The following is a 21,693-nucleotide window of genomic DNA, read 5'->3' as shown; positions in this document are numbered from 1 at the left end:
GAAATAGTCAAATTTGGATCTAGTCATGTCAGAAGATCTTTCTCAACAAATTGCCACCCTATCACCCAAGCAAAGGAAGTTGCTTGAGCTTCGGCTAAAGCAAAAGCAATTGCAGTATTCCGAGTCTCAGATAATTCCTAAGCGAGAAGGCTCAGATAATCCACCTTTATCCTTTGCTCAACAAAGATTATGGTTCATTCAGCAACTCGATCCATCGAACACAGCCTACAATATTCCTTTAGCACTACGTCTTCGGGGTGAGCTTAAAATAGCAATACTGTATCGAGTTTTTCATGAGCTATTCAGGCGCCATGAAACCTTGCGAACTCGCTTTATAAGCGACGATGAAGGAAACCCCATGCAGGTTATTGAGTCAACTTCTGTGAGATTGCCTGTTTTTGATCTGACTCAAGTACCTCAGCTAACTTCAGAATCTCAAGATTTAGTTAGACAAATTTCACAGCTGCCTTTTGATCTTTCTCAATCATCCTCGAGGCTTGCTCTTCTGCGTCTAGGTGAGACAGATCATGTGTTGCTACTAACACTTCATCATATTATTGCTGATCGCTGGTCTTTGGGCATCCTAACACGAGAATTTAAGGCCCTCTATGAAGCGTTTTCAAAAGGTGAACCGTCTCCCCTGCTTGATTTGCCAATTCAATATGCGGATTGGGCACTCTGGCAACGGCAATGGCTACAGAGAGAGAGATTAGAAAAACAGCTGAGCTATTGGCACCAGCAGCTTGCTGATATGTCGATGCTAGAACTTCCGACGGATAAGTCTCGACCAACTACACCAACATTTCGTGGAGGTCGATATCCTATTACATTGTCAAGACCGCTTACTGCAGCGTTGAAGCAACTGAGTGCCCAAGAAGGGATAAGCTTGTTTGTCTTACTATTGACAACATTTAAGATCTTACTTTATAAATATTCCAATCAAGAAGACATTGTTATAGGCACTGATATTGCTAATCGAAACCAGATCGAAACTGAGGGATTAATTGGCCTCTTAGTAAATACATTAGTGCTACGAACAAAGCTGAACAGCAGTTTTACCTTTCAAGAGGTAGTACAAAAAGTTCGTGAAGTAACACTAGAAGCTTATGCTCATCAAGATCTGCCTTTTGAAAGATTAGTTGAGTATTTAAAGCCCGAACGAGATCTCAGTCGAGTCAATCCACTATTTCAAGTCAAGTTTGATTTTCAGCTTGCTTCTGTAGATGAACTAAGGCTGTCTGGCTTGAACTTAGAGACTTTTCCAATAGAAAGCGAAACAACAAAATTTGAATTACGTTTTAATTTGTCTGAAGTCGATCAAGCAATTCGAGGACAAGTAGAGTACAGTCTAGATTTATTTAATGAAATTACTATTGCTGACCTAACTTCACATTTCCAAAATTTATTAGCGTCTGTTGTTACTGACTATAAATTACCTATATCAGAGCTTTCCCTCTTTAGCGAACAAGAACAACGGCATATTTTAGTTGACTGGAATCAGACGGAGGCTGAGTATTCAGAGGCTTGCCTCCATGAGTTATTTGAAGCGCAAGTGGAGCGCAGCCCGGAGGCAGTGGCGCTAGTGTTTGAGCAGCAGCACCTGACCTATGACGAGTTGAATCGTCGGGCCAATCAATTGGCCCATTACCTGCAGGGCCAAGGCGTGGGACCTGAAACCTTAGTAGGGGTATGTCTAGAGCGCTCGGTGGCGATGGTGATTGCACTGCTAGGGGTGCTGAAAGCGGGGGGTGCGTATGTGCCTCTGGATCCGAGCCACCCTCAAGAGCGACTGGCCTATATCCTAGAAGACGCACAGGCCCGTTGTTTGCTAACGCAAGCAGCTCACGTTGGCGTGCTACCCACCTCAGTTTCCCCTCTGTGCCTAGACACCGATTGGGACTGCATTGCTGAGAGCCCCAGCTATCCTCCTGCTCCAGTTACCGCACTCGAGCAGCTCAGCTATGTGATCTACACCTCAGGGTCCACCGGAGCCCCCAAAGGCGTCCAGATTCCCCATCAGGCGTTGAGCAACTTCCTATATAGCATGGCTGAGTATCCAGGGCTCAGGGCTGAGGACCGACTGGTCTCAGTCACAACCGTCGCTTTTGACATTGCAGCCTTGGAGTTATACCTGCCACTCCTTCAAGGAGCTCGATTGGAGGTGGTGAGTCGAGAGGTCGCCTGTGATGCTCATCATTTGGCTCGGCGACTAGAGCAATTTGACGCGACAGTGCTGCAAGCGACTCCAGCCACCTGGCAGATGCTGATGTCAACGGAGTGGTCCGGGTCATCTGCATTGCTAGTGTTCTGTGGCGGGGACGCCTTGCCATTGGAGTTAGCCCATCAGTTGTACGCTCGCAGTGCAGGGGTCTGGAACCTGTATGGACCGACCGAGACGACGATTTGGTCTGCGGTGAGTGAACTGAGGGCTGAGTGTGAGACAGTGCCCTTAGGCCAGCCCATTGCCAACACTCAGCTATATGTGCTGGATAAAGCCGGACAACCCACTCCCATTGGGGTGCCAGGTGAACTGCACATTGGTGGCATGGGGCTAGCCCGAGGCTATTACCAGCGCCCCGAGTTAACAGCAGAACGCTTGTGCCCAATCCCTTTAGCCCCACACCTGGGGCCCGTCTGTACAAGACTGGGGACTTAGTCAAGTATTGCCGCGATGGCAGCCTGGAATACCTGGGTCGCCTCGACCATCAAGTGAAGCTGCGGGGCTTCCGCATTGAACTAGGTGAAATTGAAACGGTGCTGCTGCGCCATTCATCTGTCTCACAAGCCGTGGTGGTCGCTCACCAGAATGCCTCAGGCGAGCCACAGTTAGTGGGCTATGTCGTCCCTGCCACTGCCAGTCTCTCCCCCTCAGCGTTACGGCGTTACCTGCAAGAGCAGCTTCCCGACTACATGGTGCCTGCAGCCATGGTTCTGCTGAAGGAATTGCCCCTCACCCCCAATGGCAAAGTCGACCGCAAAGCCCTACCAGCCCCCGAGTATCAGCACCTAGACACTTCAGCAACGGTTGCAGCTCGCACCCCCATCGAAGCGATGCTCGTGAGCATTTGGGCAGACGTGCTGAAGCTAGAGACCGTCAGCATCCAGAGCAACTTCTTTGAGTTAGGCGGCCATTCCCTGCTGGCAACCCGGGTGATGTCGCACGTGCGTCACGCCTTTGCCGTAGAGGTGCCCCTGCGTCGCCTCTTTGAGCATCCCACCATTGCTGAGTTAGCGCCTGTCATTGAAGCTGCCCTCCATGAGGAACAGGGCCTCACCAGTCCTCCCATAACCACTATCGAGCGCAGCGGCCCCTTACCCCTCTCCTTTGCCCAACAACGGCTGTGGTTTTTGGCCCAACTCGAACCAGAAAGTCCCTTCTATCACCTGTCGAGTGCCCTGCGACTACACGGTTCCCTTGACATTGACGCCCTCCAGGCCAGTCTCCAGATTCTCCTGCAGCGTCATGAGGCCCTGCGCCTCGGGTTTGTCAGCCAAGAGGGCCATCCTGCCGTAGATCTCCATCCCACTGTAGAGGTGCCCCTGGCGGTCATCGACCTGCAAGACCTAACAGCCCAAGGGCAGGAGCAAGGGGTCCAACAGCTGACTGGGAGCATCACCCATCAGCCTTTTTCCCTCGACCAGCCCCCCTTGCTTCGCGTCGTCCTGCTGCAATGTTCCCAGCAGGAGCAGGTGCTGGTGTTTGCCATGCACCACATCGTCTCCGATGGCTGGTCAATGGGCATTTTAGTCAGAGAAGTGGCTCAGCTCTATGGGGCTATTGTCACAGGTCATGCCCCTTCCTTATCCCCCCTACCGGTTCAGTATCTAGACTATGCGGCTTGGCAGCGGCAGTGGCTCCACGGTGAGGTGCTAGAGCAACAGCGGCAGTACTGGCAGCAGCAGTTAGCAGGTGCCCCGGAAGTGCTTGAGTTACCCACGGACCATCCTCGTCCGGCGGTGCAGACCTTCCGGGGAGCGACTCAAGCCTTTGGAATTACCCCAGAGTTAACCCAGGGATTGAAGCAGTTGAGTCGGCAGCAGAACTGCACCCTGTTTATGACACTGCTGGCTGCCTTTCAAGTGGTGTTGAGTCGCTACAGCGGCCAAGCGGACATCGTGGTGGGCTCTCCCATTGCCAACCGCACCCGTAGGGAAGTGGAAGGGTTGATTGGCTTTTTCGTCAATACCTTAGTGTTGCGCACATCCTTGGCGGGGCAGCCCTCCTTTGTGGAGGTATTGCAGCGGGTACGGGAGGTGACCTTAGGGGCCTATGCCCATCAGGATATGCCCTTTGAGCAGGTGGTGGAACTGCTGCAGCCGGAGCGGGCATTGAGTCATTCCCCCCTGTTTCAGGTGATGTTTATCCTGCAGAATGCGCCCCAGGAATCGTTGGCCTTGCCAGGGGTAGCGGTGGAGGTACTCGAGAGTGCTCCAGAAAGCGCCAAATTTGACCTGACTCTATCGCTGCAAGAGGGTGAGGCGGGGTTGCAAGGGCAGCTAGAGTACAACACCGACTTATTTGCCGCGGCGACCATGGCACGTCTCATCACGCATCTGCAGCAGGTGTTAACGGCGGTGGTGAGGCAGCCGGAGCAGCGGGTTAGTGACCTACCCCTGTTGACCTCTGCTGAGCGGCAGCGTCTTCTGGTGGAGTGGAATCAGACGGAGGCTGAGTATCCAGAGGCTTGTCTCCATGAGTTATTTGAAGCGCAAGTGGAGCGTACCCCGGAGGCAGTGGCGCTGGTGTTTGAGCAGCAGCACCTGACCTATGACGAGTTGAATCGTCGCGCCAATCAACTGGCCCATTACCTGCAGGGCCAGGGGGTGGGACCTGAAACCTTGGTGGGGGTCTGTCTCGAACGCTCAGTAGCGATGGTGATTGCGCTGTTAGGGGTGCTGAAAGCGGGGGGCGCTTATGTGCCTCTGGATCCAACCTATCCCCATGAGCGTCTAGCCTTCATGGTGCAGGATGCTCAAGTACCCCTTGTGCTTACCCACATGGCTCTCGTAGATGTCTTGCCTAATGGGACTCACACCCTATGCTTATGCTTGGAGGCTAACTGGGCAGCAATAGCGACATCAGATGCCACCAATCCCTCGAGACCTACTGCAAGCTCTCATCTCAGTTACGTTATCTACACCTCTGGCTCGACGGGACAGCCAAAAGGAGCGATGAATACTCACCAAGGGGTGTGCAATCGTTTGCAGTGGATGCAAGAGACCTATCAGCTGACGCAAGCTGACCGAGTCCTACAAAAGACCCCCTTTAGTTTTGATGTCTCAGTATGGGAGTTTTTCTGGCCTCTGATGACAGGGGCATCCTTAGCGGTTGCTCAACCCGGTGGGCATCAAGATAGTCATTACTTGGCTAAGTTCATTGCTCAAGAACAGGTAAGTGTCCTGCACTTTGTGCCATCTATGCTGCAAGTCTTTCTAGAAGAGCTGCAGCTAGAGTCATACTGTAAAAGCCTGAGGCATGTCATTTGTAGTGGCGAAGCGCTTCCACTGAAGCTTCATCAGCACTACTTTAAACGTCTTGAGGCTAATTTGCACAACCTGTATGGTCCTACTGAGGCTGCAATTGATGTGACGGCTTGGGCCTGTGATCCTCATCAGGTTGAAAATAGTGTCCCGATTGGCCGTCCCATTGCCAACACTCAGGTGTATGTATTGGACAAAGCCGGACAACCCACTCCCATTGGGGTGCCAGGTGAATTGCACATTGGTGGTGTTCAGCTAGCCCGAGGCTATTACCAGCGGCCGGAGTTGACAGCCGAGTGCTTTATCCCCAATCCCTTCAGTGTGGAGCCCGGGACAAGGCTATACAAGACCGGGGACCTGGTCAGATATCGAGCAGATGGCATTCTCGAGTATCTGGGGCGAATCGACCACCAAGTGAAGATACGCGGCTTCCGCATTGAAATCGGTGAGATTGAGAGTGTGCTCTCCCAGCACCCGACCGTATCACAAACGGTAATCATTGCTCGCACCAGTGACCACGGAGACCAGCAGCTGGTGGGCTATGCGGTACCCCGTCCAGAAGCGGCGCTGTCAACCACAGAGTTGCGTCGCTTCCTGCGAGGCAAGCTGCCCGAGTACATGGTGCCTGCAACCATTATGGAACTCGAAGCGCTGCCATTGACCCCTAATGGCAAGGTCGATCGGCGATCCCTGCCTATGCCAGAGACTGGCAGACCAGAATTAAAAGTTGCCTATGTCATACCAAGAACCGAGACTGAACAGGCTATAGCTGCGATTTGGCGAAAGGTTCTTAATGTCGAAAAAATCGGTATTCACGATAACTTCTTTGATCTTGGTGGTCATTCCTTACTAATGGTTCAGGTCCATAGTCAGCTTAGTGAATTATTCTCATCGGAGATTTCGTTAATAGAAATGTTTAAGCTACCAACCATCAGTTCCTTGGCAGATTATTTTAGCAAGACAAAAGATGAGACATCTTCCGAATCCATGAAAGAAATTGATAAGGAGATAAACATGGAAAAAGATTTGCTTAATCAACTATTAAAAAGAGAAGAATAACCAAATCACATATGTAAAGAATAATGAGTAGAATCAACCCATTAGTGACGAAAAATCAGACAAATGGCTTAGAAATAGCCATTATTGGCATGAGTGGGCGCTTTCCCAAGGCAAATACCATTGAAAAATTTTGGGAAAACCAAAAAAATGGAGTGGAATCAATTTCGTTCTTTAATGATAAAGAACTAATTGCTCTGGGAGTTGAATCAGCGTTGCTAGATCATCCTCAATATGTCAGAGCAGCAGGCGTTTTAGAGAACATCGAATTATTTGATGCCTCGTTTTTCGGCTTCAGTGCTAAAGAAGCAGAAATTACAGACCCACAACATCGACTGTTTCTAGAGTGTGCCTGGGAAGCCCTTGAACAGGCTGGCTATGACGCTGAAACCTATCGAGGAGCGATCGGAGTTTATGCAGGTACAGGATTGAACGGCTACATGCTCAAGCGTTATGCAGCAGGCAGCTTTGCAGCCTCTGTCGATCCCTATCAACTGGTGATCTCCAACGACAAAGATTTTCTCACGACCCGTGTGTCCTATAAGCTGAACCTGGAGGGCACAAGTGTCGATATTCAAACCGCCTGCTCCACCTCACTAGTTGCCGTTCATATGGCTTGTCGTAGCTTGCTTGGTGGTGAATGCCATCTGGCATTGGCAGGAGGCGTTTCCATTTCAGAATCCTCTGGTTACTTGTATCAAGAAGGTAGCATTAATTCTCCAGATGGTCATTGTCGTGCCTTTGATGCCAAAGCCCAAGGAACGGTAAGAGGCAGTGGTGTAGGAATTGTCGTGTTGAAGCGACTAAAAAACGCCCTTGCTGATGGAGACACAATCCACGCTGTAATCAAAGGCTCAGCCACCAACAACGACGGTTCTTTCAAGGTCAGCTATACAGCCCCTCGTATCGATAGTCAGGCAAAGGTTATTCGGAAAGCTCAAGCGATCGCAGAAGTTGAGCCGGATACCATCACCTATGTCGAAGCTCACGGGACGGGAACCTCTCTTGGCGATCCAATTGAAATCGCTGCTCTGACCCAAGCCTTTCGGGTAAAAACGCAACAGAAGCAATTCTGTGCGATCGGTTCTGTTAAAACCAATATTGGACATTTGGATGCAGCAGCAGGAGTGGCGGGTCTGATCAAAACCGTTCTTGCCCTTGAACACAAGCAAATTCCGCCTAGCCTACACTTTGAGAAACCCAATCCTAAAATTGATTTCGCCACCAGTCCTTTCTACGTCAATACCCAACTTGCTGAATGGAAAACAAACGGTACCCCTCGTCGCGCTGGTGTTAGTTCGTTTGGAATTGGTGGCACTAATGCCCATGTAATTCTGGAAGAAGCGCCTCCCATCGAAGTTTCTGACTCTTCTCGTCCCTGGCAGTTATTATTCCTCTCTGCCAAAACCAGTACCGCTTTAGACACTGCTACAGTTAACTTAGTAAATTACCTTCAGCACCATCCTGATTGTAACCTTGCCGATGTAGCCTATACCCTGCAAGTGGGGCGCCGAGGATTTGAGCATCGCCGCATGGTAATTTGTCAAAACTCAAATGACGCCACACAAGCCCTAAGCTCGCCTGATTCTCAACAAGTTTTGTCTCATTATCAAGAACTCGGTCATCGTTCCCTTGTGTTCATGTTTCCGGGACAGGGAACCCAGTATGTCAATATGGCGCGGGAACTCTACCATACCGAGCTGGCATTTACTGAGCAAGTCGATCGCTGTTGCGAATTGCTTAAACCTCATCTCGGTTTAGATCTACGACAAGTTCTCTATCCAGATGAGGAGCCAGGAGTCAGGAATCAGGAATCAGGAGACCAATCTAACGTTGAGTTGCAAGCTCCGAACTTTGAATTCTCCCTCAACGACACTATCTACGCCCAGCCTGCCTTATTTGTCATTGAGTATGCCTTTGCCAAATTGTGGATGTCTTGGGGCGTGAATCCCACCGCCATGATCGGTCACAGCATCGGCGAATATGTCGCGGCTTGTCTGGCTGGTGTTTTCTCCCTGGAAGACGCCTTAGCGCTAGTTGCCACACGCGGACGACTGATGCAGCAGTGTCCCCTCGGTGCGATGCTAGCTGTTCAATGTTCTGAGCAACAAATACAACCATTGTTAGGAGCAGCCCTTTCCCTAGCTGGAAGTAATGCACCATCTTCTTGTGTGGTTTCAGGTCCGACTGAGGCTGTGGAGCAGTTGCAACAAAAATTGCAAGAACAGAACATAAGTTGCCGCCGTTTACATACCTCTCATGCCTTCCACTCTGAAATGATGGAACCGATTCTGCAACCTTTTACTCAAGCTCTCCAAGGCGTGAAACTGAATCCGCCTACCATTCCGTTTATATCCAATCTCAGCGGCACTTGGATGACACCAAGCGAGGCGATCGATCCTCATTATTGGACACAGCAACTCAGACAACCCGTGTGCTTTAGTGCTGGAATTCGCGAAGTTCTCACCAAGCCCAAGCAAATATTATTAGAGGTTGGTCCAGGACGCACCCTCAGTACCTTTGCTAAGCAACATCAACCCGATGAATTGGTGACACTTACCTCGGTTCGTCACCTCAAAGAGCAAAAGTCAGATATTGCGGTTTTGCTCACAACACTCGGTCGTTTATGGTTGATGGGCGTCAAAGTAGACTGGGCTGTTTTTTATGCTCATGAGCGTCGCCATAGACTCCCGTTACCTACGTATCCCTTTGAACGCCAGCGGTATTGGATTGATTTACAAAAGCAGCCACAGCGTGTTGCCGCGCCATTCAAAGAAAAATCAAAGAGTAGAAAACTGGACATCGCAGACTGGTTTTACCTTCCTTTCTGGAAACCCGCTTTACCTCCAGTTTTATTGGACCAAGATGAGTTACATCAATCATCCTGTATTCTTGTATTCTTGGATGAATGCGGTTTAGGTTCCCAGATTGTAACGAATTTGCAACAGCAAAACCACGAGATTATCACCGTAAGCATTGGGTCGCACTTTACCCAGTGGAACGAAAAAGAATACAGCCTCAATCCTCAACAACAGGAAGACTATCATGTCTTATTCAAAGCCCTTTTAAAGCACAATCAATTTCCAACAAAGATCATTCATTCATGGACTGTTACCTCGCACAATTTTCCAAATTTAGGCTTTGAACAAGTTAACAAACTACAGGATTTAGGGTTTTACAGCCTGCTTTTTCTAGCTCAGGCGTTAGGAAAACAGGCGATTACCGATGACGTTCAAATCACGGTGATTTCAAATCAGATGCAATCGGTTACAGGGGGTGAACCGCTCTGCCCAGAAAAGGCGACTGTCCTTGGACCTGTTCGAGTGATTTCCCGAGAATATCCAAATCTTCATTGCCGCAGTATTGATGTTGAGTTTCCTATTCCAGAACATTGGCAAGTCGAAAACTTGGCAGAACAACTTCTAGCAGAATTGACAACGCCATCACCCGATCTAGTGATTGCCTATCGGGGGCGTCAGCGCTGGGTGCAAGCGTTTGAACCCGTGCGATTCGATCGCCCCCCAGCAAGGACAGTACGGTTAAAACCTGGTGGAGTTTATCTGATTACGGGTGGACTGGGTGGCATTGGATTAACACTGGCTCAACATCTGGCAAAAACCGTTCAAGCCAAACTGATTCTGATTGGACGTTCGGCATTTCCTCCACGGGAAGCGTGGCAACACTGGTTGACCACTCATGACGAACAAGACAAGATTAGCTGCAAGATTCAAATCATACTAGAACTAGAAGCACTGGGCTCTGAAGTGCAAATCATTAGTGCGGATGTCACTCAGTTTGAACAGATGCAAGCCGTTGTGGATCAGTCCTGCGCTCAGTTTGGGCAGATCAATGGCGTGATCCATGCGGCTGGTGTTCCTGGTGGAGGTGTGATTCAACGAAAAACACCTGATGAGGTAGAAAGAATTCTGGCTCCTAAAGTTAAAGGAACGCGGATTCTTGAAGCTGTGTTCAAGGATATTCCACTCGATTTCTTAGTGCTTTGTTCTTCTCTTACCTCCATCCAAGGCGGGTTTGGACAGGTAGACTATTGTGCAGCCAATGCGTTCTTAGATGTTTTTGCCCATCATCACTTCTTATCTTCTTCCCATCGCTCAGTCTTTTCGATTAACTGGGATGCTTGGCAAGAGGTAGGGATGGCAGTAGACACGACAGTGCCCTTTAACCTGCAAGCATGGCGAGCCGAAACACTTCAGCAGAAAATTTTACCCCAGGAGGGGGCCGAAGTATTCGATCGCCTTTTAGGAAGAACAATTCCTCAGGTTGTGGTATCAACTTGCGATTTTCTAACTCAGATTGAACAAGAAAATGCCGGAGAAGATTCTAACTTTCTGGAGACTCTAGAGAAGGTTAATCTATCTAAGCCAACGCATCCACGACCAGAGTTGAACAACCCTTATGTTGCGCCTCGCAATGAGCTAGAACAAACGTTGGCTGAAATCTGGCAAGAGTTACTAGGTGTTGAACTCGTAGGCATCTACGATAACTTTTTAGACCTGGGAGGAGACTCGCTTTTAACCGTTCAAGTCCGCAGCAAAATGCGAGATCGGCTCCATCAGGACTTTCCGATCGCTGACTTATTTGAGTATCCAACCATTAGCGCATTGGCAGAGCACCTGAGCCAAGAAATTGCTAAAAGACCTGTATTCCAACATGCTCAGGATCGTGCAAAGCAGAAACAAGTTGCGATCCAAAACAATCAACAACGGATGAAGCAGAGGAGAAAACCGAATGGATGAGATGAAGCGCGATCCGTCCTTGGAGGGCATAGCCATCATTGGCATAGCCGGTCGGTTTCCGGGAGCCAGGAGTGTTGAACAGTTTTGGCAAAATTTATGCAATGGCGTGGAGTCTATTTCATTCTTTTCCGATGAGGAGCTACTGGCTTCAGGGGTAGATCCAACTTGGTTACACGACCCCAACTATGTCAAGGCGGGATTTGCGCTGGACGACATTGAATGGTTTGATGCTTCGTTCTTTGGATTTACACCGCGGGAAGCTAAAATCACTGACCCGCAGCACCGGTTTTTCTTGGAATCTGCCTGGTCTGCCCTGGAGAATGCAGGCTATGAGTCTTCAAAGGCAGGATTAATTGGGGTTTATGCCGGAAGCGCCTCAAGTAGTTATTGCTTAAACAATCTCATTCCCAATCCTGACTCGATCCAAACAGTAGGGTCTTTATCCATTAACATTGGCAATATCCAAGACTTCCTAGCCACACGGGTTTCCTACAAGCTTAACTTGAAGGGACCCAGTGTTAATGTGAGTACCGCGTGTTCTACCTCACTTGTTGCCATTCACTTAGCTTGTCGGGGATTACTGAACTACGACTGCGATCTGGCGTTGGCTGGAGGTGTCTCAATCACCGTTCCACAAAAGCAGGGTTATTTCTATCAAGAGGGTGGAATGGCTTCTTCAGATGGTCACTGTCGGGCATTTGATGCCAAAGCCGAAGGTTGTCCGTTCGGCAGTGGGGTGGGAGTTGTGGTACTTAAAAGACTAGAAGAGGCTTTAGGAGATGGTGACTCAATTTATGCCGTGATTAAGGGCTCAGCTATTAATAACGATGGATTTGAGAAGGTGAGTTTTACTGCATCCAGCGTCACCGGCCAAGCCGAAGTGATTGCCGATGCCCAGGCGATCGCTGGCTTTGCTCCCGAAACAATCACGTATATCGAAACCCACGGAACCGGAACCGCTTTGGGAGATCCGATTGAAATCAGGGCACTGGACAATGTGTTTTGTGCCGGAAGGAATCAGGAAAGATGGGATGGCTTTACCAAACAGGCACAATGTGCGATCGGTTCAGTAAAAACCAATATTAGTCACCTTGATCGAGCCGCCGGTGTTGCTGGTTTGATTAAAACATTACTGGCCCTTAAGCATCAACAGATTCCCCCCACATTGCACTTTGAACACCCTAATCCAGAAATAGACTTTACCAACACTCCTTTCTATGTCAATACCAAACTGACCGATTGGGAAACCAACGGAATCCCCAGACGGGCAGGGGTAAGCGCCTTTGGGCTTGGAGGAACCAATGCCCATGTGGTTTTAGAAGAAGCGCCGCCGCAAGCGCCTTCTGGAAACTCTCGCCCCTGGCAACTCCTGGTGATATCCGCCAAAACAAGCACTGCCCTAGAGACGGCAACTGCCAATTTCGTGGATTATCTCCAACAAAATCCTGACCTCAACCTGGCGGATGTCGCTTATACGTTGCAACTCGGTCGTCGAGCATTTAGCCATCGTCGAGCCGTTGTCTGCCGCGATGTTAACGATGCCATTACTGCATTTCAAGATGCCAAACGAGTCCTAACTTACCATCAACCCCGGGGAGGACGTCCCGTCGCGTTTCTGTTTCCCGGATTAGGCACCCACTATGTCAACATGGCTTGGCACCTGTATCAGGGCGAATCCACGTTTCGAAACCAGGTTGATCAGTGTTGCAACTTTCTTCAGCCTCTTTTAGGTCTGGATTTACGCGACGTGTTGTATCCTGGCAAAGACCGAACCAACCCTGATATGCAAGAGGAGATCGATCGCAATTCCCCTAATTCCCGCCTCGATTTCCGTAAACTGCTAGCTCGTGCTGAAGGACAGGCGGATACCGCCACCCAGACATTAAATCAAACCTTCCTGGCTCAACCGATTCTCTTCATCATTGAATATGCATTAGCTCAATTGTGGATGTCGTGGGGGATTTATCCTCAGGTAATGCTGGGCTATAGTATCGGTGAATATGTTGCCGCTTGCCTGGCTGGGGTCATGTCTCTAGAGGATGCCCTAACCCTGGTTACAAAAAGAGCCCAGATGATTCAGGAATTGCCAGGGGGAGCGATGCTGGCTGTTCCCCTTTCAGCGGCAGAAGTAGCCCCTTTGTTGAAGGAAAATCTATTCCTTGCGGCAATTCAAGCTCCCTCTCTCTGTGTTATTTCAGGTTCTACGGACGCTGTGGATGAATTAATTCAGCATTTAACCGAAAAGGGTTTCGCCTATTGCCGGTTACAAACCTCTCATGCCTTTCATTCCAGAATGCTAGAACCGATCGCCACTCCCCTAATCGAGCTGACAAAAACCTTTAATCTCCAGCCGCCTAAAATCCCTTACTTATCCAATGTCACAGGGACTTGGATTACACCTGACGAGGCGACTGCTCCCGCTTACTGGGCAAAGCATATGTGCCAGCCTGTGCGGTTTGCTGAGAATATGGCAATCTTGCAGCAAGAACCGGAGCGAATCCTTTTGGAAGTGGGTCCGGGAGGGTCATTGAGTCAGTTAGCCGTCCAGCCTGATGCAGATTCATCCCCTTCACCGTCAGTTCTGGCTTCACTCCGCCATCCCCATCAGCAACAGTCTGATATGGCATTCTTGCTCAACACCCTGGGAAATCTTTGGCTTGCTGGTGTACCGATCGACTGGTCAGGATTTTACGCCTACGAACAACGCCATCGTGTCCATTTGCCCACCTATCCATTTGAACGCCAGCGCTATTGGATTGAGTCTCCTAAAACCAACAATTTGCCACCGCCATCTGCACCATCAAAGAACAATCCCGCTCCATTAGACTTGAAGCATAGCAGCCACAAAACAGGTAATGCTTTTGAAGTTTCTAATGAATTAGAGCCACCAGAGTCGTTGTCTAGGGGTGAACCCAATCAATCTATCAATTCAGAAGAAATAAATAACCAAGAAACTGGCACCGAAACCAAATTAGAAAAACATAGCTTAGAACAACTAATTACTCAACAGCTAGAAATTATATCCCAACAGCTAGACCTACTCAATCTGCATGAATAATCTCACGTTTAGATTACACCAGAGCAACGCAGTCGCGATATCCCTCAGTCACACAAGAATATAGCAAACCAAGGAACTGCTGATGACTCATTCTCAAGTTCAGCCGATATCAAATTCTTCCCCGATCGATGCATCAACTCAGAGAATCCTGGGAGAACTCACAAGGATTGCCAGTGATATCCTGGGTGTCCATCCTTCTGCGATCGATGTTCACACCCATTTTTTTGAAATGGGGCTAGAGTCCATTCACACCCTGCAACTGAGTGGAGCGGTCAGAAAACAGTTTGATATCAATGTTTCTCTACGTTTATTGCTTGAGAATACTCCAACGATTCACGACCTTGCTATTTATATCTCTAAACAGAGACCTCTGGAAGAGTCAGCAACAGAGTCTATTCCCGATGTTAATGAATCACAACGGTCTACTAGCTCTACAGTGAGTCAAAATGGAACATCTTTGCTGGAAAATTTCCCAAAAATATCAACTCCTAATACTGCTGTCAAACAGCTCTTGGCACAACAGCTTCAAGTAATGGCTAAACAGCTAGACTTGTTGCGCCACAATACTTTATCAAAGCAGCAAACATTATCTCCTTCGGAAGCCAGAACACCTGTCTCTACGCCGTTAGATATACAGCAAACAACAACCTCTACCTCATTGCCTCAGGAAAACCAAAATCACTCAAGCAATCGTACAAGTCCACCTAAAAGGGCAATCGCTCCTCAAAAAGAGACATTGAGCACTCGTCAACAAAACCATTTAGAAGGATTAATTGAGCGTCTGAGCCAGCTCACCCAAAAATCCAAACAGCTCACCCAAATACACCGCCCCTGTCATGCTAATCCCAGAGCCGTCAGCGGGTTCAATCTTGCTATCAAAGAATTAGTATATCCAATTTACACGCAACGAGCTGCTGGGGCCAAAATTTGGGACATTGACGACAATGAGTACATTGATATGTCAATGGGATTTGGTGCGCTTCTGTTCGGGCATTCCCCCTCTTTTGTTGTAGAAGCGATTCAACAGCAGATTCAGCAAGGGATTCAACTGGGTCCCCAATCGCGGCTAGCAGGTAACGTCGCTGAATTAATCTGTGAGTTGACCGGGCAAGAACGGGTTGCTTTTTGCAATTCTGGTAAAGACGCGATAGAGGGAGCCATCCGAATTGCACGTGCCGTCACTGGACGTTCCAAGATTGCTTTTTTCACTGGCTCATTTCATGGCAATTTGGATGATGTGTTAGCGACGGGGATTCCCAGTGGAGATGGAACACCAGATTCTGTACCCAATGCACCGGGAATCCCGTCATATAAAGCTGATCAAGCCATCGTTTTAGACTATGGAAATCCTCAATCTCTTAACATCTTGAAAGCCCACGCTCACGAATTGGCGGCTGTTTTGGTTGAGCCAGTCCAGAGTGAGCGACCCGGTTTTCAACCCAAAGCGTTTTTGCATGAATTGAGGCAATGGACTGAGAGCGCAGGCGTTGTCCTGATTTTCGACGAGGTGATTACTGGCTTTCGTACCCACCCTGGAGGCGTACAGGCGCTATGGAATATTCGCGCCGACTTAACGACCTATGCCAAGGCAATTGGGGTGGGTTTTCCCATTGGTGCTGTAGCGGGTAAAGCTGCCTTGATGGATGCTTTGGATGGTGGCTTTTGGAACTATGGGGATGCGTCATATCCTCAGACAGAAACCACTATATTTGCAGGAACTTACTTTAAACACCCGCTTGTCATGGCGGCCGCTTGGGCTGCACTCAACCATCTCAAGCATAGTGGACCATTACTCCAGGAAACCTTAACTCGGAAGACAACACAATTAGCTACAACGCTTAATACTTATTTTGAACAGAAACAGTTACCTATTCAGGTTGTTCATTTTGGTTCACTTTTTCGTTTTACCCATCCATCTACTCTCAAAGGAATAGATTTATTGTTTTATCATCTTTTAGAAAAAGGGGTTTACGCCTTAGAAAATCGCCGACTTTTTCTATCAACTTCCCACACAGATGAAGAAATTGAGCAGGTTATTCGAGCTGTTAAGGAGAGTGTTGTAGAATTGCAAGAGGTTGAGTTTTTACAGCCCAGTTCTACAACAAAATATGGATATACAGCAGTAAACTCATCATTCACAAAATTTAGCAAACCAGACATTGAAGCCCCTCTAATTAAAATACAGTCACAAGGTTCTAAGAGACCCCTATTTTTCATCCATTCGATGGGTGGAACAGTCCTTTGCTACAACCAACTGGTACGCAGTTTGGGCACCGATCGCCCGTGCTATGGGTTGCAAGCACTCGGTCTGTACGGAGATCGCGAACCCTATACTCGCATAGAAGACATGGCAGCTCATTATATTGAAACACTTCGTCTTGCTCAACCAGAAGGTCCATACCTGTTGGTATCTTGGTCAATGGGAAGCTTCATTGCGTTTGAAATGGCACAACAATTGCAAAAGCAAGGGCATTTGATCGAACTGCTGGCATTGCTAGATAATCCAGCGCCCATTTCCAGAAGCAAGCCTGCGGAGGTTGAGAGTGATTTTGATGTTACAGCATTAGTCGGTTTTGCTAGAGATATAGCTGGTGCCGCTGGGTACGATTTATCAACGTTCCACGATCGATTCAACACATTACGGAAACTGCCAACCGCAGAGAAGTTAAATTATTTCCTAGACCAATTGCAGGCAGCTAACTTAATGCCAACTGATATTGATTTTCACCAATTCTGTCTCTTATTCAAGCTTTATAAGAGCAACTTGCGAGCTTATCAAAACTATTTACCTCAAATTATTTACCCAGAGCGATTGCTGCTTTTCCAGGGCAAAGATAGCGATGAAGGAGCCGCTTACCCCGATGATTTGAGTTGGGGATGGGATCAACTCTCTTCTGAATCAGTAGAGGTCGTTGTTGTGCCTGGAAATCATTATACGATGCTCGCTAAACCTCAGGTACAAGTCTTAGCTGAGCAGTTAAACAGTTATCTTAATCAGACAAACTAAGAATAGAAGTCAAACTGTTGGCAACTAACTGGCCATTGCTTTTTATCCTCATAGTTTTCCTAATTTGAAATACTTAATCCTGGTATAACAATGCAATTACTGCTCTCTCATTTTAATATTTTCTGGTTAGGACTTGCTTTACCTATCTTAGGCATTACCGTATTGCTTGCCACTTATTTTCTCAAACGAGTATGGCAAAAGAAACAATTTAAGGTTTCCTGGGAAGCCGTTGCTTTGATCGATCGCCGCAGTCAACTTTCTTACGAAGAATTTATTAGAGACTACGCCTCTGTTTGCAAGCCTGTTATTCTCACAGATGTTATTAAAAACTGGCCTGCCTTAACAAAATGGACGTTGGATTTTTTTAGGTCAACCTATGGCTCGATCAATGTGACGGTCACAGATTGTTCTGAGGGAATTAGAAGCCGGAATCAAGACATCACCATGAAACTGGCAGACTATCTCGACTACTTAGCTAGCCACGATCGTCAACGCTCTCTTTATTTGGAAGAATTACGGCTCTCTTCCTTTCCTGAGCTACGTCAAGATTATGATGTGCCTGTTTATTTTCCCAATTGGCTCGAACGCTTACCAATGGAACTGCAAAAGAAATATCGACTGGAGCGCTCTACCGTGTATATCGGCCCTAAAGATTCATCTATTGGTCTCCACATCGATTCATACGATTTGCCAGCATGGGTTGCATTGACTTCTGGACGCAAAAAAATCATATTTTTCTCACCGGATCAAGGGGATTTCCTATACGGCGGAGAAGTGAATGCTTTCAGTCCTAATCTCAATCAATTTCCACTCTATGCCCATGCCAAACCCATAGAAGCGGTATTAGAACCAGGGGAAGTGATCTATATTCCTCCAAGATGGTGGCATCAGGTCAAAAACCTTGAAGATAGCATTTCATTAAATACCAATATCCTAAATGAGTGTAACTCTGAATTGGCATTTCAATCATTTAGAGATATTGCTCCTATTAAAGGTCGTCTTTTGCCACTTCTCTTAGAATTTCCCTGGTTGGGTAACGCTTTATTCAGAGTTGGCTTAATCTGATTCCATGCTATCTACAGTGCTGCATCTGGTGTGCCATGATGGACTAAAAATCGGGCTAAGGCACTGCGCTTCTTAATATAAAATCCGTTTGAACAAGCACGCTCATGCTACCGCCTCAAGCCACCAGTGATATCCAGTTATCCCACGCATAAACTCAGGACGGTTCATGAGCACCCGGCATCGATGAGCTGTGACGGCTTCCAACTCATCTAAAGACTCAAAGCTGCGGTTGGCAATGGCCTCGTTCGTGAGTGGCCAGAGTCGTTCTGCGGGTTGGAGTTCAGGTGAGCGCGGGGGTAGAAACAGCAAGTGCATCCCGTCTGGAACTGTTAACTTATGAGTCGTATGGAAACTGGCTTGGTCGAGCACCAACACTATGCGATTAGTGGCACTGACCTCAAAAGCCTGGGCAAAATCCGCCAGGACCCGTTCGAGAATCGGCCAATTTAACCGGGGCACAATCCACCAATAGGTTTCACCACTGCTCGGCTCGACAAAGCCGATGAGCCACAGCCACTCATATTTGAAGTTCACGGGAGCGATGGGTGTCTCGCCGAGGGGCACCCACACCATGCGATTGACGGGGTGCAAGCCAATGCGATGTTCATCTTCTGCCCAAACTCGAAAAGTCGCCTCAGGATACGTTGCCTTCAAGTCGGCGAGGAGAGTTGGGAGTTTTTTTTCCACGCCGTTTGCACTTCGATGTCACTGTCAATGTGAGCGGGACGAGGACGACGGCGACGCATCTCCAGACTTTTGAGATATTCCCAACCACGCTGAGGATGGATTGGGCGTCCTAACACGCCGCTCATCCACTGCGCTACTTTCGGACCATCCCACAGATCGCCGTCCGCAGGCGGGTCCTGTAATAGCCAGCAATTCTCATTTTGGAAATTCAACTGCTATTGGGCGGGATCTCTAGCTCAAGTCCCTGGAGCATGAAGGTATAGCGGTGTGCAAGCTTATGCAGTACGCTCTTTTGTACTGCTCTGGTAGTCCCTATGTGCCCCCACTCTGCCGATTTACGTCGCCGCATCGTCACCCTGTATGAGCGAGGCGAAGGGTCGATTCGACAATTAGCCAAGCGCTTTCAAGTGAGTCAAGATAGCGTCCGTCTCCTGGTGAAACAGTATCAAGCCACCGGCAGCATTGCCCCCAAACCCTATACTGGGGGCCCTCAACCCACGCTTCAAGCCTCTCATCATGAGGTGTTACGGGAGTTAGTCGAAGCGGACAACGATGCGACTTTGGTCCAACTAGCTGAGCGCTTGGCCTGCAAAATCGCATGAACTTCGGCACCTGATTCACGCCAACTTCGGGCTCTTGGCCACTTTGGGTGATCCTTAACTGGTCAAAATGAACCGTTTGGCTAACAGATCCAGCCCAGCGCGGCCAAACATCTGTCGCTTTAACATTTTGAGCCGATTATTGAGGCCTTCGACGGGGCCATTGCTCACCTCCAAGGTCAAACCTGCTTTGACGGCGTCGTAGTCTTCCTTGAGGCCCTTCGCAAACGTCTGAAATACTTTGACCGAGCTATTGGCTGCCTTCGCCAACCAACCGTCCAAATCTTCTGGTAGCCGCTGACGCACCAGTTCGATAAAGCCTTGGGCTAAGGTAATCGCGTCAGTCAACTCGGGTTGTTGATAGAGATGCTCCAGCGTTTGCTTCTGCTCAGTGGTGAGGCTTTCAGCCCGCTGCAAGAGTAACCAAGCCGCACGGCGGGCACTTAAGGAAGTTGACGAAGCAGTTTGATTTTGAGGCGCAGGCCCTCGCCCCGGGAAATCGTTGAGAGTCTCAGGTGGAGGCTGAGCTTGAGGCGGTGACTGACGCAGTTGCCTTGTGTAACGGGCCACGGTGGCATAGCTGCCCTGATAGCCTTGCTTTTGGATGTCAATGAACAGTTGTTTGGTTTGTTGTTGGCCTTGCTGCCATTGTTCAAGGAGATATCCTTTGTAAGGATCAAGGCCACTGCCACGTCGTCGAATGGGAGGTTGCCATTCTGGAAAAGTCTCATGGGACAGGTAGGTGTAGACAGTGCGTTTGCCCATGCCGAGATGATGAGCAATGTCTTTGATTTGATAGCCTTGCTGTCGTAAAGCATGGACTTGTTCATAGCGCTCCAAGCGCTGATCCCGTTTACTTTCAGCTGCTTGGTTTGGCACCAACAGGACAGGCGTAGGAGGCTGAGCAGAGGTGTTGTCTTGAGGCGCTAATGTGGCTTGTTCAACTCGCCTAAGGCTTTGTTGCATGAATAGTGTGTGAGTCAGGGGTTCCGTGGTCAGAACCGTGAACTAAGCCTCAACCGGATAGCTATCGGGCTTGGCCAATTGAATCATGCGGTTGAGCGCGGCACACTGCAAGAAGAGTTCAACGGCCTGGTTGTCAAAGCTCCGAGAGCGAACATGCCCCCCAAAGGTGACTTTGAGGCGAAACATCGTGGTTTCGGCCAACGACCGACGATGATAGCCGCTCTCTTGCTTCCAGGCCGCCCGTCCAACCTGCTCAATGCTCTGCAAAATCTGGTCTCTCGGGTGAGTCGGGGTCTCCTCCTGGGGCCGACAGGGCTGGGCATCGTGTCGCGGCGGAATCGTGGCCACAGCGCTCCGTTGGGCAATGGCCTCATGGCAAGCAAAGGTGTCGTAGGCCCCATCGCCCGAGACTTGGGCAATCTCACCATCGATGCCATCGAGCAAACTGGGAAGAATTTCGCTGTCGTGATAGTCGTGGGTGGTGACCTCAGCGACCCTGATCTCACCGGTCGCCTCATCGACACCAAGATGAAGCTTGCGCCAGGTACGCCGCTTGCTCACGCCATGCTGCCGGGCTTTCCATTCCCCTTCCCCGTAGACTTTGATACCGGTGGAATCCACCACGATATGACGAGCCCCACCGGCAGGCTGAATCGGCATCGCCACCGATAAGGCTGCCAATCGGCGCGATACCGTACTGTGGTCGGGCACCGGCAAGGGTATGTTCATCAGCTGAAACACCGATTCCACAAAGCCCTGAGCTTGACGTCCGGCTGCAAATACGCACCGGCTAAGTGAAACAAGCTCTTGAGGGTCGCCACCGTCGCTATCGCCGTATCACTGTAGGTCTTAGAGGCTCCTCGCCGTCCCGTGGGCGTGGTCACCAACCACTGTTTGAGGGCATCCTCGCTCAACCAAATGGTGAGACTTCCACGCTGCTTCAGGCCAGCGTTATACTCAGACCAGTTACGGACTCGGTACTGCATCGGCGTCAGGTTTTGGATGGTACTTTAACCT

Annotated in this window: 9 protein-coding genes and 2 pseudogenes; 7 read left to right on the top strand and 4 right to left on the bottom strand. The window is 49.1% G+C overall.

Annotation, left to right across the window (positions count from 1 at the left end):
* Nucleotides 1-25: 25 nt before the first annotated feature.
* The 6 genes from XM38_RS09510 (at nucleotide 26) to XM38_RS09485 (ending at nucleotide 18,424) form a co-directional block, all read left to right on the top strand.
* On the top strand, nucleotides 26-2,656 hold the full coding sequence (locus tag XM38_RS09510; RefSeq protein ID WP_088429648.1) for a non-ribosomal peptide synthetase: 2,631 nt from the start codon (nucleotides 26-28) through the stop codon (nucleotides 2,654-2,656).
* Nucleotides 2,599-6,540 (top strand): non-ribosomal peptide synthetase, encoded by a 3,942-nt coding sequence (locus XM38_RS09505; protein WP_088429646.1) that lies wholly within the window; start codon nucleotides 2,599-2,601, stop codon nucleotides 6,538-6,540. Before XM38_RS09510 ends, XM38_RS09505 begins: the two co-directional genes overlap by 58 nt.
* A gap of 23 nt (nucleotides 6,541-6,563) precedes the next feature.
* A complete protein-coding gene (locus XM38_RS09500) occupies nucleotides 6,564-11,294 on the top strand; it encodes a type I polyketide synthase (protein WP_080814328.1) in 4,731 nt (1,576 codons plus the stop codon).
* Nucleotides 11,287-14,352: a type I polyketide synthase gene (locus XM38_RS09495; RefSeq protein ID WP_080814330.1), complete on the top strand. Its 3,066-nt coding sequence runs from the start codon at nucleotides 11,287-11,289 to the stop codon at nucleotides 14,350-14,352. Before XM38_RS09500 ends, XM38_RS09495 begins: the two co-directional genes overlap by 8 nt.
* An 82-nt stretch (nucleotides 14,353-14,434) precedes the next feature.
* A complete protein-coding gene (locus XM38_RS09490; RefSeq protein WP_080813638.1) occupies nucleotides 14,435-17,359 on the top strand; it encodes an aminotransferase class III-fold pyridoxal phosphate-dependent enzyme in 2,925 nt (974 codons plus the stop codon).
* Between the two features lie 90 nt (nucleotides 17,360-17,449).
* Nucleotides 17,450-18,424 carry a cupin-like domain-containing protein gene (locus XM38_RS09485; protein ID WP_080813639.1) on the top strand — a complete coding sequence of 325 codons (975 nt, stop codon included), beginning with the start codon at nucleotides 17,450-17,452 and terminating at the stop codon, nucleotides 18,422-18,424.
* A 102-nt stretch (nucleotides 18,425-18,526) separates the two neighbouring features.
* On the opposite strand, the gene XM38_RS09480 is transcribed toward XM38_RS09485, so the two are convergent.
* Both XM38_RS09480 and XM38_RS28840 read right to left on the bottom strand, forming a co-directional pair.
* Nucleotides 18,527-19,111 carry an IS630 family transposase gene (locus XM38_RS09480; RefSeq protein ID WP_080813641.1) on the bottom strand — a complete coding sequence of 195 codons (585 nt, stop codon included), beginning with the start codon at nucleotides 19,109-19,111 and terminating at the stop codon, nucleotides 18,527-18,529.
* Nucleotides 19,075-19,236: a winged helix-turn-helix domain-containing protein gene (locus XM38_RS28840; protein WP_137455064.1), complete on the bottom strand. Its 162-nt coding sequence runs from the start codon at nucleotides 19,234-19,236 to the stop codon at nucleotides 19,075-19,077. Before XM38_RS28840 ends, XM38_RS09480 begins: the two co-directional genes overlap by 37 nt.
* A 189-nt stretch (nucleotides 19,237-19,425) precedes the next feature.
* On the opposite strand from XM38_RS28840, the gene XM38_RS09470 reads away from it, so the two are divergent.
* Complete coding sequence (locus XM38_RS09470) at nucleotides 19,426-19,713, top strand: helix-turn-helix domain-containing protein (protein ID WP_080813644.1); 288 nt, start codon at nucleotides 19,426-19,428, stop codon at nucleotides 19,711-19,713.
* A 54-nt stretch (nucleotides 19,714-19,767) separates the two neighbouring features.
* Here the strand turns inward: XM38_RS09470 and XM38_RS09465 are convergent.
* Together XM38_RS09465 and XM38_RS09460 are read right to left on the bottom strand one after the other, a co-directional pair.
* Nucleotides 19,768-20,670 (bottom strand): annotated as a pseudogene (locus tag XM38_RS09465) (transposase); the annotation flags it as partial.
* A gap of 48 nt (nucleotides 20,671-20,718) precedes the next feature.
* A pseudogene (locus tag XM38_RS09460) lies at nucleotides 20,719-21,662 on the bottom strand (IS5 family transposase).
* Nucleotides 21,663-21,693: the final 31 nt, after the last annotated feature.

It is taken from the genome of Halomicronema hongdechloris C2206, assembly GCF_002075285.3.
Taxonomy (GTDB): domain Bacteria; phylum Cyanobacteriota; class Cyanobacteriia; order Phormidesmidales; family Phormidesmidaceae; genus Halomicronema_B; species Halomicronema_B hongdechloris.
This window is presented reverse-complemented; position numbering and strand designations above follow the sequence as displayed.

What these genes read in the sequence shown, in the direction of transcription:
- XM38_RS09510 (WP_088429648.1), top strand. Translation starts at nt 26, where the DNA reads ATGTCAGAAGATCTTTCTCAACAAATTGCCACCCTATCACCCAAGCAA.
- XM38_RS09500 (WP_080814328.1), top strand. Translation starts at nt 6,564, where the DNA reads ATGAGTAGAATCAACCCATTAGTGACGAAAAATCAGACAAATGGCTTA.
- XM38_RS09495 (WP_080814330.1), top strand. Translation starts at nt 11,287, where the DNA reads ATGGATGAGATGAAGCGCGATCCGTCCTTGGAGGGCATAGCCATCATT.
- XM38_RS09490 (WP_080813638.1), top strand. Translation starts at nt 14,435, where the DNA reads ATGACTCATTCTCAAGTTCAGCCGATATCAAATTCTTCCCCGATCGAT.
- XM38_RS09485 (WP_080813639.1), top strand. Translation starts at nt 17,450, where the DNA reads ATGCAATTACTGCTCTCTCATTTTAATATTTTCTGGTTAGGACTTGCT.
- XM38_RS28840 (WP_137455064.1), bottom strand. Translation starts at nt 19,236, where the DNA reads ATGAGCGGCGTGTTAGGACGCCCAATCCATCCTCAGCGTGGTTGGGAA.
- XM38_RS09470 (WP_080813644.1), top strand. Translation starts at nt 19,426, where the DNA reads ATGTGCCCCCACTCTGCCGATTTACGTCGCCGCATCGTCACCCTGTAT.